Below are 14,560 nucleotides of genomic sequence, written 5' to 3'. Positions count from 1 at the left end.
CAATCGAGCTTTGCCAACTGGCATCCCGAGCAGCCATGGGCGCTGGGCGCCTCATCCTCAAAGGCGCATCAACGCTAAGTACAGAGGACCTCAGGGCGATTGGCGCTTACGCAAATGGTCGCGTGTTGTTCAAGGACTAGTAGGGCTGCAAATGTCGTCGTCAGGGTCTCTTCGGAATTCAGCCATGCTGGCCTCTTCGAAATGGCGCGCTAGTTTTGGCGAGATGTAAAAAGCTGGCGCGTCAGGTCGTTCAAGCCGACGCGTCCGCTCTTCAGGATCCTGCGAAATCCACGACAAGGCCAGATCCTGCCAGAGTTCCTGCACCTGCTCGTAACCGTGGCGCTCGATCTCGGCAGCCATAGCAGCCTTGATCCCTTCCGGCATACTGAAGAAAACCTTCTCGATTCCCAGCTTCTTCGCCTGAGCCTTCTGCCGGGCCCGGTAGTCCGCAGAGTGTTTCGCGACCCCGGTCTTTTCCTCGGCCATCGCTGATACCTCCCAAGCCGCTAGGCGGCAGATTGATGTGCTGCTGGCGCCGGCCGTGCCGGGCGCGCGCGGTGATGCGTCTCATGATCTTCGTGTCGCTCGCTTTTCGGCGGCGGTGGGGAAGTCGATTTCGAACTCTCGAACGATCCGCCCTAGCTGCTTGAAGGAAATTTGCAGCTCTCGAATAACCTGAGCTCTGGTCATGCCCACATTGCGATAGGCGATGATCTGTTTTGCCTTGGCCCTATCCAGGGCTGGATCACTGAGCTTCTTGCCAAGGTTGCCTTTCCCGCGCCTTGGGTCGGGCCTGAATTTGAACTGGCCATCAAACGCAGCTCGAACGAGGCATGACTGCGAAAGCCCTGTATGGGTCATCGCTTCGGCGTAGGTCATGGTTTTGGCCAGCTCGCGAATGACCGCAAGATGCTGCAGCCGCTTGGCAACTCGCTTACTCGGCGGTGGCTCCGCCGGCGCTCGCTCGGGTTCAAGCTCTCGGCGAACGCGGTGTGGTACGTACTGGCAGCCCGGCAGGTTCTGCACGCTTCCTCCTTCGAGGAAGAAGCTGTCGATGCTCGCAGTGAGCTGGGCAAGGACAGCGCTGCGCTGGTCTTGATTTGGGCTGCCGATCATTGAAGTCCGCCTCCCTTGCTCGCCGCACCTGCCTCCATCGCATCAACGAAGCGCATTACGGCCCGATAGGTGAAGGCGTAGCCCTGAACGGCGCCGGTGGAGATCTCCACCACATCCCATTTCCCGTCCTTGCCCGATGCCTGGTAGCGCGGTGCGGGCTGGTTGACCTTGGCGTGCGCCTCGGCCCTCACTGACTTACTGCGCTCGAGCAGGGCCGCGAGCACGGCAAGCTTCTGCTCGAAAGCAGGGTGCATTGCTGTCTGCATGGGTGATCCTCGGGTGGGTCAGGCGGGGTATTCGAAGGACTCGGCCTTGCGAACGATTCGAACTTGGGCGGTGCGGCGCTCCGGTGCGCGGCGGTCGCGGCGCATGGGGTCGCTGTCGTTGATCGCCGCGTGCATGGCCATGAGGCCAACCAGCAAGATGCAGAGCGGGCTGATGATCTGGCGGCGCATGGCTTCCGCCACGGCTGCGGCGCGGCGGGCAACGCCGAGCTTCAGCATGGCGTCGCCGATACGCTTCTCGACACCGCTTTCGCTGATTCCGAAGTGCCTGGCGATTTCCTTGGTGGTGGAGCCCTGGGCGACGTCGAGGATGCATTGCAATTCGCGAGGCGCCAGGCCTCGGCCAAGATGGCCTATCCATGAGCCGCAAGTGATCGTGTCCATGAGGTGCTATCTCGGTTTGGCGCCGTCCAGGGCTTCGCGCAGTTGCAGGACAAGCGCAGTTGGAATGGTGAGGGAGTGGCTGTCCTCATCAATCGAGTTCAGTGATGCAATTAGATTGCGTGATGCGGAGTGCACTGCTTCAAGCCTGGGCTTCGGTATCGATGGGCCCTTCATAGATCCGGCGGTTATTCGTTTTTTACCGCTCGCCTGGGCCTTTTCCAGCTCGGCGCCCAGTACTTGCCCTGCGCCGTCGCCATGTTCTCGAACAACCTGTGCAGCTGTCGTAGCTGAAACGTGGCCGGCGGCTACCAGGTTCTGTACATCGGTGTTCGCGTTTCCCACGGTGAGCACCTGCTCGACATGCTGACGGGTCTTGCCGACCTTCTTGGCTATCTGCTCAGGAGTCCAGCCGAATGCCTTCAGTCGCTTGTAACCTTCGGCGAGCTCAAGCGGAGACAGCTTCTCGTTCTCCTGGCTAGTGATAATCCTCGCAACTCGATCTGCATCGCTGCCTTCGAACGAGTTAACTGGGATCCACGCCTCCAAGATTGCCGGGTTAGCTTTGCTCGGCGTTCGTGGTAAACGACCCGCGTTGTCCAACTTGAGCAGCGCGCGGCGTCGACGGTGGCCATCGACAACCCACACACCACCTTCTGCCCGTGGCCGGACTTCTAGCGGTGGAATTTGACCGCCGCCGGCTATGAACTCCGCTAGCAGGTCGATGCTCGACTCCAGGGCATCGCCTTCGGTTCGAAGGTTAAAGCCTGGTTCTTCGTGAAGGTCTTCCAGCTGCACCTTCATAGCGTCGGCGCGCCGAACCTCGCCATCCTTGATCATCTGTTTGAATGACTTTGCCATTGCAATTCACTTCCGTTGGGCTGCATTGGTCGTGACGCTCGCTGCCGTGTACCTCCCGGACCCGGGGAGAGCGAACGTCACGACCAATTCAGTCGAATTAAGGTTAACGATGGTAGGTTTTAATAGCCTTAAGGTTAACGGGGGTGAGCTTTATGACGATGTAGCCTGTCGCCAAGGCCAGCCAGTGAAATCGTCAACTCTCGCGACTCATTTGCTCTTGGCTGGCGTGCTCTTCGCTGCAGAAGGGCAGGCTTTCGCTCATGGCCTCCCGCTTGCCGGACTGGCGGTCGAAGCCAATGAAGTGGATGGTTACGTAGATCGGCTTGTCCACCGGCAGGTGGCATCTGGCGCATTTCACGGGCTCTGTTGCAGGTTGGTTCATCGCATGTTCCTCCAGTGGATTCCCCCTGATGCGCTCCACTTGAGGCGCATCGGGGAATCGTCTGTGAATCCCGGCCTCGCTACTGGCGACAGGCCGGGGTACTACGTCAGCGGTGCTGGCCCGCTACCCGCCGCTGATTGCAGGGCTGGCCGGTCTTCGTCGGTGTGGGCTTCGAGCTTCCTCCTCATGGCGGCAATCAGTGCCTGTTCGCCATGGATCGCAGGTCCTTACAACATGCACGCTGCAGCTCTGTGTGCCCGATTGATTGGGGCAGGGTGCATGAGGTCCGGCGCCCCTCAATGCCGAAGCTCGGGGCGCTAATTCGAAGATTCGTGTTGCCGCTCCCGCTTACCGAGGTCGATACGGCCAATCCCAGGGAGCCGCATGGCTATGTGGATTCGCTAACGCCTTTCCCGGCAGGAGCTTGAATCGGTCGAGTTGTGTAAAGAGCGGTGGCCTGGTAGCCCCGGCGAACCGCTGCAGGCTCGCCGTTAAGCGAAATTTAGAAAACTTAACAAAAATGGTCAAGGAATATTTTAAGAAAACTTAACAAGAATTTTTGAGGGGGATGGGGAGCGAAGCGGGAAGCCCGCGCTTGCGCAGGCTTTCGAGGGGGGGAGGAGGGGTTAAATCAGCCTTCGAACGGGACTACCCATTGAACCTTGATACTGCCATCGGCCAGATTTCCAACCGTAACGTTGTCGACTTCTGAAATGTCGCTGACCACTTGATCCCAGTCGGTATCCGATTCTTCTGGAAGCTTGGAAAGGACAACGGCTTTCTCTCTCTGCGCCTCCGGCGAATTGATGATTTTCTGCAGCCTGAAGCCTATGAGGTCATACGTCGTAGGGGCTGGTGGTGTCGCGGTTTTTGCTCTGGCCATCTGTTACCTCCTTGCAATAGCTGTATGTACATACAGTATCAGCGGCGTATAAAAAGTCACCTGTCAAGAAATCAAGCAGATAGATTCTCGCAAGCTGTTGATTTATTGGGCTGCCGAAGGGCTTTCTAGTTGGCAAGGCGAAAACAACTGGCTGGTGTGTAAACTTTTCGCACATGTACAACGTCGGAGCACAAAAAAGCCCGCACAAAGGCGGGCTTGATGCGAGTCGGATGGGTCAGAGCCCGGTGACTTTCACGTCGATCACGCGACCGATGAACTCCCAATCGTCTTTAACCTGAACGGTCTCGAAGGCCGGATTGAGCGGGGCCAGGTATTCTTTTCCTGCATCGTAGACATACTGCTTGAACGTGGTTTCGCCGTCGCGGTGCCGGGCGATGTAGTACTTGCCGCTCACCAGATCAAACCCTTCGGGCTGAACAAGTACGTAGGTTCCTGGAAGGAAGCTCGGGCTTGAGCTCGACACCATCGAATTGCCCTTCACTTCAAGCCAGTATCCGTGTTCGCCCGCGCTCTGGTCAGACTCGAAATACAATCCAGCACCACCAACATATTGATCAGGCGACTCAGCCCTTTGGCCGGCGGCAACCCAGCTGATTACTGGATAGCTGATCGCTTTCTTGAATGGGCGAAATGCCGGCTCAACGTTGGAGCCAGGCCCAGGTTCTTGGCCTTTCCCTGTCTCAAGCCAAGTTGCTGAGCATCCCAGCAGCTCCGCAAGAGACAGCAGGTTTTTCCCTTTCGCGCCGTTTGTCCCGTTCAGCCAGAACGTAACGGTGGCACGAGAGACCTTTAGGCGCTCGCTTATGTCTGTCGCGCGCAGGCCAAGGGCCTCCATCCGCGACTTCATTCTGTCTTTGAATTCCATGTTTAGGATTCTAAACATTTCGATGTTTAGATAACTTGCCATAGGTTGTTAATCTTTCTAAACTGGCCGCAAACAGGAGGAGCAAAGCCATGACATTTGACGAGGCCCTGAAGTTTTTCGGGTCAGGGAAGGCCATCGGCGACGCGCTGGGTGTCAGCGGAAGCCGGGTTTCTCAATGCAGGACATCCGGCGGATTTTCATACCCCATGCAGTGCGTCCTCGAAAAGGAGTCTGGCGGGTTGCTGATCGCTAAACGCCAAGACGTGCCGGGGAGTGAGCAAGCCGCCGGATGAACTTGTGAGATGAAGTATGCGTGACCTGGCCTTGCGCCAGTAGTGGGGTGGTCCAGCTGTTCAGGCATCCAGTAGCCAATCAGCGGACGAAAAAAAACCGCCTGGCAGGGCGGTCTTCTTGAAACAACATCGAGGTCGATTATGCACCGCATGGCCGATGCAGGCAATACCACGCTTTCCACGTCAGGTTTTGGCATTTCGCCGAATCTGACGCGTCAGGCTGCCAGTCATGGAGGGCGTTCGTAATGGCTCGAATCCGCACCATCAAGCCTGAGTTCTGGACCAGTGAACAGGTCATGGAGTGCTCGGCGATGGCTCGACTCCTGTTCATCGGGATCTGGAACTTCTGCGACGACGCAGGCAACCATCCGATGTCCCCGAAGACCATCAAAGCTCTCGTTTTCCCTGGTGACGACATCACTGCGCTTGCGGTGGAAGGCCTTCTCACTGAGCTGGTAACGAACCGACTCATTACCATCTACGAGGCGGCATCGAAGCAGTATCTGCACGTCAACGGATGGCACCACCAGAAGATCGACAGACCTACCGTAAAGCACCCTGAATTCGTTGAGCCTTCGCCGAGCTCTCGCCGAGAAGTCGGCGAAGGCTCGTCTAGCGGTGATCGAGGCCTCACCCCCGGAAGGGAAGGGAAGGGAAGTAATACACACTCTCCGCGCGAGCCGTTCGCGATGTTCCTCGATTGGACCCCTGACCAGGCTCAGCTTGAGGCTTACGCCAAGCGCTCCGGGGTAGCCGTCGAGGAGTTCTCGGAAAAGGCCATTTCGGGCTTTGTCGTCCATCACGACGCGAAGGGGCTGGCAAAGACCGAGAGTCAGTGGATCGCCGATCTGGTCGGCTGGAGAAAGCGCGACCTTGCGAATGCTGCGAAGGTCGTTCCTCTGCGGGCAGGATCTGGTGGCCAGCAGCTCGACGACAGCGATACGTCGTGGATCGAGCAAGGAAGCGCCCAATGAACCCAGTCGCAGTTGTCACTCATGGCCTATGGGCCAAGGTCCAGTCCGGCCAGCACATCCCTACTGGATATGAGCTGCCCGATGACGTGAAGGCCGAACTCAATCGGAAGACTGCGGAGGTGATCAACGACCTGTTCCGCGATCTGCGCTCGATCTGCACCGCCTGGAAGCAGGCTTGGCCAGACCAGGCCACCTACAACGCGTCCAAGCAGCAATGGCTTACCGCGTTTCTGGAGGCTGGAATCTGCAAGCCCGAGCAGTTGCAGTTTGGGCTGATGCGCTGCCGCCAGTCGGGGGCGCCGTTCATCCCGCCGCCCGGTGAGTTTATCCAGTGGTGCCAGCCGTCACCAGAGATGCTCGGTCTGCCGGCCTTGGCGGCCGCTTTCCGCGAAGCAACTCGCAATGCCCATCCAGCGATGGCTGGCCGGGGCAAGTGGAGTCACGACGCGATCTGGCACGCGGCCAAGGAATGCGGCTTCGAGAACCTTAACAAGCTGCCGTCCGATGCCAGTTCGAAGCTGTTCGAGCGCAACTACAGCATTGCGGTTCGTCGGCTGATGGCTGGGGAGCCGCTGCAGAAGATGCCACTAGCCCTTCCCGCAGAGGTTGCCGCACGCAGCACCCCGCAAGTCGGAAACTCTGCCCTAGCCGCCATGCGTGCCCGCTTGGCGGGGCGCCGATAAATAAACCAGCAAGGAGGCGATCTTGTGCGCCAAACAAAACTGACCAAGGCCGCCCGTGGCCGGGAGTGCCAAGTGCGCATCCCGGGCGTGTGCAACGGCAACCCGGAAACCACCGTTCTGGCGCACTACCGCATGGCCGGCACCTGCGGCGTGGGTCGCAAACCGAACGACCTGCAGGGCGCTTGGGCCTGCAGCGCCTGCCATGACGCCTGTGACGGCCGTAGCCGGCAAATCGACCGTAGCACTGCCCGCCAGTGCCACGCCGAAGGCGTGATGCGGACGCAGGCTCAACTGATCAGCGAGGGGGTTCTGGTCGCATGAATGCTCCCGCCCTTCGCCCGTACAAGACCAAGGTTTCCCGAGCCAAGCCCGTGGACAGGGAAGGGCAGGAACAGGCTGCCCTGCTCGAAGAGATCCAGCTGCGCTATCCCGAGGTGTTCGAGCTGATCTACCACGTCCCGAACGGCGGTCACCGGCACAAGGGCGTGGCGCAGAGACTCAAGGCCCAGGGCGTGAAGGCCGGCATCCCCGACCTGGTGCTGACCATGGCCCGAGGCGGGTACTTCGGTCTGTACATCGAATTCAAGGCGACCGTTGACCCGGCGCCTGTCTCCTCCAGCCAGCAAGCGTGCATTCGCCGGCTGAACGACCAAGGCTACCTGGCCGTTGTGTGTCAGGGGTATTTCGACGCCATGGAGTGCCTGAGGGCGTACCTGGCCCTGCCTAAAACGGAGGTTGCAGCATGACCAACACCGCCGCTGTGAAAATCAGCGATGCAGAGATTCGCCGGCAGGCCGCCGGCCAGGTGCGCGACCTGCGTGCCCTGGGCAATCACGGCCTGTATTTTCGGTTCCACCGTTCCCGTGAGCGCGGGTCCTGGTACCTGATCCACAAGGGTAAGTGGAACCTGATCGGCTCGTACCCAGAACTGAGCGCCGCCAAGGTGGCCGCAGCGCTGCCGGATATCCGTCTGCGACTGGAGGCTGGCGAAGGATCGAGCTTATCGAGCTGGGTGCTGACTGGTGAGCTGCTGTCCTGGTTCGCTGCGCGCATGTCCCGTGACCGCAACCTGTCGGGCAAGCGCAAGAGCACGGCGGCGTCGGCTATCAAGCAGCACCTGGTGCCTCGCTTGGGCGAAATCCCGCTGGCCCAAATCGACAAGGCGCTGCTCGATCGCGAACTGATGTGGCCACTGCAAGAGTCGCTGTCGATCGACTACGTGCGCCTGGTGTTCCAGCTGCTGGCACTGGCCTTCCGGCAGGCCACCAAGCTCGGCCTGCTCAGCTCCAATCCCATGGCCGGCATTCGCTTTGGCGACTTCTCGAAGGTCAAGGTCACGGTCAAGCCGTCGCGGCTGCGCGGTGTGCACCTGGAAGACCTGATGTCGCGCATGAAGAGCACCCTGGCGAACCTCCCGCAGCATGGCGTACTGGCCCTGATGATGCTGTGCCACGGTACCCGGCTGGGTGAAACCCGACTGGCTCGCTGGAACCACATCAGCCTGGCCGAGCGGGAGTGGTTCATTCCTGCCGAGCACACCAAGACCGGCGTTCAGCACCGACTGCCACTGACCGACCAGGTGCGCTTCCTGTTGATGGCTTACCGCGAGATCCAGCGCAACCAGGGATATGACGGCCAGTTCCTGTTCCCGGGCCGACAGGGCAAGCCTATGAGTGAAGCGAAGGCCTCTGCTGTGTTCACGGTCATGGGCCAAGGCGAATGGACCAGCCACGACCTACGCAAGCTGGCCCGCACCGGCTGGGCTGACCTGGGTGTTGACCACCTGGTGGGCGAGCTACTGATCAACCATGCCATGGGCCACAACGTGAAGGTGTACATCCAGTCCGACGTCATGGCCCGCAAGCGTGAGGCGCTGGAGAAGTGGCACGCACACCTTGATCAGAAGGGTTTCGAGTCGGTTCACGGCTTGACCGGTGATAGATCAATGGATTCATGGATTCTCTCGCGGGCGGCAGAACGTGCGGGTTTCGACGGATTTCCGGTATCCACCATAAGCGAGGATTCGAAATGAAAAACGGCGACAAGGTGCGCTCTGACCTTCCTTCGGTGCTCAAGCAGTCAATCACCGCCCATCCTGGCTATCCGCACTTCGCTGCGTGGTGCGAGAGCCAGCTGATTCACCCTTACCCGATCTATTTCCTGATCTGGCAGGCCTCTCGCGAATCGCTGCGCATCAGAAACCCTTTCGAACTGATCATGGGTGACCCTGATGGGCAGTGGGCCCACGAGGTGGCTGAAAAGTCGCTGCGCGCCCAAGGGCTGAAGGTGGTCGGCTGATGAAGAAGCACGGCCCAGCCTTCAAGAAGGCCGTGATCGAGCTGGACAAGTGCCCTTTGTGCCGTGGGAGAGCGGTCACCAAGGGTTTGTTTCACGAACTGCCATGCGACCACTGCAACGCCTCGGGCTTTGTGGCAGCAGCAACCGGTGAGGCCCTGCCCCTGGATGTACTGGTGACCCAGCTCAGCATGAGGCTTCGGGCGGCGCTCCGGCAGATCGAGCAGTTGAAGAGCCCTCAGGCGTCCGGGCCTGAGGCTACATATCAGGGAAGCAACCGGCGCGGCGCCGGCGGCACCAACTACACCGGGGATTGAGGGGGAAGGACATGAAGGTAATTTGCGCTCGCCAGGCTTGGCACGATGCACTCCACGAAGACCGGCCTTCTGCTCTGGCAGTCGCCGCTGAGGCGGCTGTGATCGGTAGAAAGTTCGGCTCAGGAGAAAACAAGATCATGGTTATGTTGGAGAACCATGACGGCAAAGAGGTGGCTAAGGTTTACAAGGTCCGCACTGAGGATGTTCAGGAGACCCGATCCGGGCGCCGACTGACAGAGTCCAAATGTATTCACATGCTCACTGCTGGACTGATCCTTCTCGCAATTGACTCGCTGCCGAAAAGTCTCCGGCACTTCGGCAACTTCCTCTATTCGCCAATCGCGAATGGGAACGACCTGAGCATCGCACATGGCCTGGTCTGGCTTGGCAGCGGGCTCGACTCGCTGACCGACCGCAAAAAGCAGCGTGCTTACTGGATGGCAATGGCTGCGCTTCAGTCCCACAAACTGCTGGTGGCCGGTCGTGAGGGAATGGGCCCTGGAGCGGTCTGCTTGTTCGTCGAGGAGCGAACCGGGGAGAAGATGAACCCTCAGAACTGGGCTCGTGATTGGCAGGAGATTTGGGGGCGACTAGGTTCGCAGATCGACAAGTTGGACCGGCAGGCACTGAAGCCAATTTCGGCGGCTGTTGAGAGGATCCGAGACTGGGACGAGGATGGCGAATTAGCCGCTTGACGTTTTGAGGAGTGTTCTGGCACTATTTTGCCATCGTCATAATTTCGCCTTTGGCGAAAACATTCAGAAACCCGGCCACTGAGCCGGGTTTTTCGCTAGTCCCGTTAATGTGACTGGTTCTTCTCGTAAGAGCTGAAGAAGCCTTCGATCCAAGTCAGAAGTAGCGCGTGATCTGCGGCATTTATTGCCCGTGAATAGACGGTCACCAGATACTGTGGTTCTGCTTTCCTCAGTGAAAACTCGCGGTACTCCCAGGCTACAGCGGCCAATAAAGCTGCCGCGAACTCAGGTTGTTTTTGGCAGTGTTCCGTTACCCAGGCCTTCCACTGGTCTTCCAGTGAGGTGATTGAATGCTCATCTCTCGCAACGTCTGCGTTACGGAAAGTCAGCTCCAGATATGAGTAGTAGAGGTCTCCCTCTTGTCCAGATGCGCAGCCAAGCGTCATAAACAGCCCATCTGAGCTGTTCAGCTGGGCGATTAATGCTCGAAGGCCGTTATCTTCAGTGGCCTCATGGATCAGATCGATCTGTTCGGGATTGGCCAAAAGGTCAAATGCGCCGTTGTTACGTTCGCCATCTTCTCGCGGCTTCTCCGGCACGAAGGGCCACCGCGCAAAGTTGTTTGTTTCAGAGCATTTCTTCATTTGTTCAAGGCTTAATGATGATGGGATTTGGACATTATCACGAAGCCGGTCTTTTTCTTTATGGAGCATCACCTATGGCAGAGCCAGGTACCGGCGCCCTTGCAGTGACCGGCGTACTTGCCAGCGTCGGCCTGGGTGCTGCATTCCCCCAGCTGGATCTCGCTGCATTGGTAGGCGCATTCGGCGGGGCCTTCTTTTATGTGGTGTTCGCCAAGGACATCAGCACCTGGCGCCGCGTCGGCTACCTGCTGGCTGGCTGGATCGGTGGCTACTTCGGTGCAGCTGAACTGATGGGTCGGGCCTGGACCCAGACTGCGGGCTTCAGCGCCTTTGTCTGCGGTGTGCTCTGTGTGGTCACGTTCTCCGGCTTGCTTGAGTGGATGGAAACCGGACGCATGCCAAGCTGGCTGCAATGGGTCTTTCGCCTGCGAGCTAGGAAGGAGGGTTGAATGGTTGCCGTTATCCAGGCTGCGCTGTGTGCGGTCATATTCGTGATGATCGGCCTGCGCTACCGGCCTTACCCGGACGCCCGCTACAAGCTGGGTGTATCCCTAATGGCCTGGGCTGCATGTGCTGTCACGGGCATGCAGTTCATCAGCCTCGTCGGACGGATGATAATGCATGATGACTTTTCCGATGCCTCCTGGTTCAACACAGCGTTCTACCTGTTGGCTGCCGTTCTGGTGTGCCGGGCCAAGGGCAACGTGGCCAAGATCGTTCGGGTTGACTGATGGCTAGGCTCAAGACGCTCGGCTCCCGCATCAAGGAGAGTGCAGGCTCGCGGGTGAAGGTTGTTTCACCTGGTAGTTGGCGAAGCGGCATGACTAGCTCCCAACGCGGCTATGGCTACAAGTGGCAGCAAGCCCGAGAGCGGTACCTGCGCGACAACCCGCTGTGCGTCTACTGCGAGCGGAACGGCCGCACAACTGCCGCCAGGGTTGTCGACCACATCGCTGCTCACCGTGGAGATATGGTTCTCTTCTGGGATCAGACCAACTGGCAGAGTCTCTGCAAGCCTTGCCACGACTCAGTCAAGCAGGCCGAGGAGGCGGCGGGGCTGGGTGGCTGACATGTCAGCGGATCGCCGAAACCCAGCGCGGCGGTACAGAAGCACGCCAGTGACGTGCTGCGGAAGTGGTAGGGGGGTCAAAAGCTAGCGATTCTCATCTAGCTAGACCGCCACCGACCCCACGTACACATTTTTTCCCGTTTCAGGAAAAGTTAACCATGGCTTTAACCGACAAGAAGCGGCGGTTTGTTGACGCTTTGCTGTCGGGTGCCACAAATCGCGAGGCAGCGATCGCTGCTGGATATTCGGAGAAGACCGCGTCGCAAGCGGGCTCCAAGCTTGCGAAGGACCCCGATGTCCTTGCTGAAGTCGGACGCCGGTTGAAGCAAAAGCAGGCTTCCAGCGCCGAGGTTAAACCGTCTCGAAAAGTTAAAGCTGAACAGCCGCAGGTTCAGCAGGCTGATGACTTGTCGCTAACCGAGACCGACGATCCGCGCGCCTTCTTGACTGAGCTAATGAACGCCGAAGGCGCCGACATGCGTATGCGACTGGAAGCGGCAAAGACGCTGATGCCTTATGTGCACGGCAAGGTCGCCGACCAGGGCAAGAAAGAGCAGAAGGCCGAGGCTGCCAAACAGGTCGGTAAAGGCAAGTACTCCCAAGGCAAGCCACCCCTCTCTGTAGTGAAGAATTGACCTATGCAATGGACAACAGCCTGCCCGGATTGGTGGAGGTGTCTTGCTGCGGGTGAGTCGATCATCCCCGAGCCGTTATTTCCCGAAGAGGCCGAGGCAAGCCTTGAGGTGTTCAAAGGGCTGAAGATCGTCGATGCCCCAGGAAGCCCGACGATCGAGGCCGCATGCGCGCCATGGGTGTTGGCGTTCGCTGGAGCAATCTTCGGAAGCTACAACAGCGAGACCGGTGAGCGCCTCATCCGTGAGGTGATGCTCTGCATCCCTAAAAAGAATTCGTAGATTGGTTCAACGGCGTTCATAGCAGTTCCAAGCGGCATAGGAAACTGTCTTAACTATCTGAATCTACAGGGATATTTGAAAGTATCTAGGTTTCCCGAGGTTTCAGATGGTTCGCCTAAAGCGCTGAAATTTTGGGGGTACATTTGGGGGTATCTTTAAGGTATCTCCCTGTATGTAACTCATGTACCCCCAACACAGCACCCTTACCATACGAAACAGAGCTTTACAGCTATGAACCTTACAGACGTCAAGCTTCGGCACGTCAAGGCTGACGGCACCCGCCGTAAGCTTTCAGATGGTCGAGGGCTATACTTACTTGTTACGCCTACCGGCGGGCGCTACTGGCGGTGGAAATATCGGTTCGGTGGAAGAGAGAAACTGATGGCGCTTGGGGTCTATCCTGAGGTGTCCCTGGCGGCCGCTCGCAATCTCCATCGCGATGCTCGCTTGGTTCTGGCGAACGGGATCGATCCTGTCGCTGCCAAACGTAAGACAAACGAGAGTTCGCCGGCCTTTGTTACTTTCAAGCAGGCCGCGCAGCTTTGGCATGAACACTGGGCGCCTCAGAAGAAGGCCGATTTCGCCAAAATTGTCTGGGGTCGGTTGGAAAACGATGTGTTCCCGGAGATCGGCCGGCGGCCAGTTAACGACATCCCGCCTTCAACGTTTCGAGACATGCTAAAGCGCATTGAGGACAGGGCGCCGACCGTATCGCGGAAAATCTTCGGATACTGCGGTCAGATCATGCGGTACGCCGTGGCTCATGACCTAGCCGACCGCAACACGGTTTCCGAACTGCAGGGAAGTGACTTTCTGCGGGAGCATAGAACTCGGAATCATGCGAGAGTGGACGAAAAGGGCCTTCCGGCACTGCTTTATGCGATAGATCATTACCCGAGCGAGGTCACCAGGTTGGCTATGCGGATGCTCGCCCTGACATTCGTTCGAGTTGGTGAAATGCTTGGGGCTACCTGGTCTGAGTTTGATCTGGATAATGCTCGATGGGTGATTCCTTCTGAACGTATGAAAATGGGGTCTCCCCATATAGTCCCTCTTTCTACTCAGGCAATCGAAATTATCAAGCGGCTAAAGCAAATAACTTATGGGGGAGAGTATCTATTCCCCGGTAGAGCAGGGCACAAGACTACTATGAGTCGAGCTGCCATTTTGATGGCTCTTAAAAGTATGGGCTATCGGAACTCAATGACCTCGCACGGTTTTCGTGGGGTGGCTTCGACTATTTTGCATGAGCAGGGATATGATCATGAACACATTGAGACCCAGCTTGCACACCTATCAAGAGGCAAAGTGAGTTCTGCGTACAATCATGCTCTTTATATTAAGCCTCGCATTGCATTAATGCAGAATTGGGCCGATTACTTGGATTTAAGGCGGCAGAGCTACAAACCCCCGGTCTGAGTATAGTGTTCCCTTTCAAGCCCCGTTCAAACGGGGCTTTTTTATTTGGAGAGAAAAATGGCTACGCTACTAAAATTAGAACAGGTAAAAAGCCGCACCGGCTTGAGCAAGACTGCTATTTACACTGATATCTCTTTCCCCCAGCCCGTAAAGATTGGGCTGCGATCTGTGGCGTGGGTGGAGGCCGAGGTTGAAGCGTGGATTGCTGGACGGATCGCAGAACGAGGCTCAAGACGATGCGTGTAGGGCGCAAGGCCCCCAGTCGTGCCCTTTTTCTTCAGTGGTGCCCATGCATAAGGTTGGGCATTACTGAGGGCACAAGGGCACGACTGATGAATATTCCTGTTGCCACAGCCTATTGGAGCGGCTATCGTTCGCACGTCGCTGCAAATTCAGCGACCGGGCGTAGGAACCCGAGCAAGCAAAAGGCGCACAGCGCCCCATTTCGATTGCAGGCGCTTTTT

Annotated in this window: 24 protein-coding genes and 1 pseudogene; 16 read left to right on the top strand and 9 right to left on the bottom strand. The window is 58.0% G+C overall.

Annotated features, from left to right (window positions below):
• Positions 1-129 precede the first annotated feature (129 nt).
• From PC358_RS06130 to PC358_RS06095, 8 genes are all read right to left on the bottom strand, one after another.
• Positions 130-486, bottom strand: a complete 357-nt coding sequence (locus PC358_RS06130; RefSeq protein ID WP_033698204.1) for a hypothetical protein — start codon at positions 484-486, stop codon at positions 130-132.
• Positions 487-567: 81 nt separating this feature from the next.
• Positions 568-1,116, bottom strand: coding sequence for a hypothetical protein (locus tag PC358_RS06125; RefSeq protein ID WP_033698202.1), 549 nt, complete (start codon positions 1,114-1,116; stop codon positions 568-570).
• Positions 1,113-1,382, bottom strand: coding sequence for a hypothetical protein (locus tag PC358_RS06120; protein WP_033698200.1), 270 nt, complete (start codon positions 1,380-1,382; stop codon positions 1,113-1,115). The genes PC358_RS06125 and PC358_RS06120 overlap by 4 nt, the downstream gene beginning before the upstream one ends.
• 18 nt (positions 1,383-1,400) lie before the next feature.
• Entirely contained in the window at positions 1,401-1,784 is a 384-nt protein-coding gene (locus PC358_RS06115) for a helix-turn-helix domain-containing protein (protein WP_033698197.1), read from the bottom strand.
• Between the two features lie 6 nt (positions 1,785-1,790).
• Positions 1,791-2,642, bottom strand: coding sequence for a ParB/RepB/Spo0J family partition protein (locus PC358_RS06110; protein ID WP_033698196.1), 852 nt, complete (start codon positions 2,640-2,642; stop codon positions 1,791-1,793).
• 193 nt (positions 2,643-2,835) lie between these two features.
• Positions 2,836-3,024, bottom strand: coding sequence for a hypothetical protein (locus tag PC358_RS06105; RefSeq protein ID WP_033698195.1), 189 nt, complete (start codon positions 3,022-3,024; stop codon positions 2,836-2,838).
• A 631-nt stretch (positions 3,025-3,655) separates the two neighbouring features.
• Positions 3,656-3,907: a DUF1654 domain-containing protein gene (locus PC358_RS06100; protein WP_033698194.1), complete on the bottom strand. Its 252-nt coding sequence runs from the start codon at positions 3,905-3,907 to the stop codon at positions 3,656-3,658.
• A gap of 235 nt (positions 3,908-4,142) precedes the next feature.
• Positions 4,143-4,793 (bottom strand): LexA family protein, encoded by a 651-nt coding sequence (locus PC358_RS06095; protein WP_233428446.1) that lies wholly within the window; start codon positions 4,791-4,793, stop codon positions 4,143-4,145.
• Between the two features lie 89 nt (positions 4,794-4,882).
• Between PC358_RS06095 and PC358_RS06090 the strand changes: the two genes are divergently transcribed.
• From PC358_RS06090 to PC358_RS06050, 9 genes are all read left to right on the top strand, one after another.
• Positions 4,883-5,086, top strand: a complete 204-nt coding sequence (locus PC358_RS06090) for a hypothetical protein (RefSeq protein ID WP_016712885.1) — start codon at positions 4,883-4,885, stop codon at positions 5,084-5,086.
• A 245-nt stretch (positions 5,087-5,331) separates the two neighbouring features.
• Positions 5,332-6,060 carry a DnaT-like ssDNA-binding domain-containing protein gene (locus tag PC358_RS06085; RefSeq protein WP_050506067.1) on the top strand — a complete coding sequence of 243 codons (729 nt, stop codon included), beginning with the start codon at positions 5,332-5,334 and terminating at the stop codon, positions 6,058-6,060.
• Positions 6,057-6,743, top strand: a complete 687-nt coding sequence (locus PC358_RS06080; RefSeq protein ID WP_033698192.1) for a replication protein P — start codon at positions 6,057-6,059, stop codon at positions 6,741-6,743. The genes PC358_RS06085 and PC358_RS06080 overlap by 4 nt, the downstream gene beginning before the upstream one ends.
• A gap of 24 nt (positions 6,744-6,767) precedes the next feature.
• Entirely contained in the window at positions 6,768-7,064 is a 297-nt protein-coding gene (locus tag PC358_RS06075; RefSeq protein WP_033698191.1) for a DUF1364 domain-containing protein, read from the top strand.
• Positions 7,061-7,489, top strand: coding sequence for a VRR-NUC domain-containing protein (locus PC358_RS06070; protein ID WP_033698190.1), 429 nt, complete (start codon positions 7,061-7,063; stop codon positions 7,487-7,489). The genes PC358_RS06075 and PC358_RS06070 overlap by 4 nt, the downstream gene beginning before the upstream one ends.
• Positions 7,486-8,775, top strand: a complete 1,290-nt coding sequence (locus PC358_RS06065) for a tyrosine-type recombinase/integrase (RefSeq protein ID WP_033698188.1) — start codon at positions 7,486-7,488, stop codon at positions 8,773-8,775. The genes PC358_RS06070 and PC358_RS06065 overlap by 4 nt, the downstream gene beginning before the upstream one ends.
• Positions 8,772-9,041 (top strand): hypothetical protein, encoded by a 270-nt coding sequence (locus tag PC358_RS06060; RefSeq protein ID WP_033698187.1) that lies wholly within the window; start codon positions 8,772-8,774, stop codon positions 9,039-9,041. Before PC358_RS06065 ends, PC358_RS06060 begins: the two co-directional genes overlap by 4 nt.
• Positions 9,038-9,355, top strand: a complete 318-nt coding sequence (locus PC358_RS06055) for a hypothetical protein (protein ID WP_033698186.1) — start codon at positions 9,038-9,040, stop codon at positions 9,353-9,355. Before PC358_RS06060 ends, PC358_RS06055 begins: the two co-directional genes overlap by 4 nt.
• A gap of 11 nt (positions 9,356-9,366) precedes the next feature.
• Positions 9,367-10,050 (top strand): hypothetical protein, encoded by a 684-nt coding sequence (locus tag PC358_RS06050; RefSeq protein ID WP_033698185.1) that lies wholly within the window; start codon positions 9,367-9,369, stop codon positions 10,048-10,050.
• 104 nt (positions 10,051-10,154) lie between these two features.
• Here PC358_RS06050 and PC358_RS06045 read toward each other — a convergent pair whose 3' ends face one another.
• Positions 10,155-10,763, bottom strand: a complete 609-nt coding sequence (locus PC358_RS06045; protein ID WP_156056765.1) for a hypothetical protein — start codon at positions 10,761-10,763, stop codon at positions 10,155-10,157.
• Positions 10,764-10,768: 5 nt separating this feature from the next.
• Between PC358_RS06045 and PC358_RS06040 the strand changes: the two genes are divergently transcribed.
• From PC358_RS06040 to PC358_RS26960, 7 genes and pseudogenes are all read left to right on the top strand, one after another.
• Positions 10,769-11,143 carry a putative holin gene (locus PC358_RS06040; RefSeq protein WP_033698183.1) on the top strand — a complete coding sequence of 125 codons (375 nt, stop codon included), beginning with the start codon at positions 10,769-10,771 and terminating at the stop codon, positions 11,141-11,143.
• On the top strand, positions 11,144-11,425 hold the full coding sequence (locus PC358_RS06035; RefSeq protein WP_033698182.1) for a phage holin family protein: 282 nt from the start codon (positions 11,144-11,146) through the stop codon (positions 11,423-11,425).
• A complete protein-coding gene (locus PC358_RS06030; protein ID WP_033698181.1) occupies positions 11,425-11,763 on the top strand; it encodes an HNH endonuclease in 339 nt (112 codons plus the stop codon). Before PC358_RS06035 ends, PC358_RS06030 begins: the two co-directional genes overlap by 1 nt.
• 158 nt (positions 11,764-11,921) lie before the next feature.
• The gene (locus tag PC358_RS06025; protein ID WP_033698180.1) at positions 11,922-12,398 is read left to right on the top strand and encodes a terminase small subunit; all 477 of its coding nucleotides are present in this window, start codon (positions 11,922-11,924) and stop codon (positions 12,396-12,398) included.
• 3 nt (positions 12,399-12,401) lie between these two features.
• Positions 12,402-12,674: pseudogene (locus PC358_RS06020) on the top strand (terminase large subunit); the annotation flags it as partial.
• A gap of 234 nt (positions 12,675-12,908) precedes the next feature.
• On the top strand, positions 12,909-14,096 hold the full coding sequence (locus PC358_RS06015) for a tyrosine-type recombinase/integrase (protein WP_033698178.1): 1,188 nt from the start codon (positions 12,909-12,911) through the stop codon (positions 14,094-14,096).
• A 57-nt stretch (positions 14,097-14,153) separates the two neighbouring features.
• Positions 14,154-14,342: a helix-turn-helix transcriptional regulator gene (locus PC358_RS26960; RefSeq protein ID WP_033698177.1), complete on the top strand. Its 189-nt coding sequence runs from the start codon at positions 14,154-14,156 to the stop codon at positions 14,340-14,342.
• The last annotated feature ends 218 nt before the right edge of the window (positions 14,343-14,560 follow it).

It is taken from the genome of Pseudomonas capeferrum, from assembly GCF_000731675.1.
GTDB classification, from domain to species: domain Bacteria; phylum Pseudomonadota; class Gammaproteobacteria; order Pseudomonadales; family Pseudomonadaceae; genus Aquipseudomonas; species Aquipseudomonas capeferrum.
The sequence above is the reverse complement of the archived record's forward strand: the minus strand, read 5'-3'. Positions and strand labels throughout refer to the sequence as shown.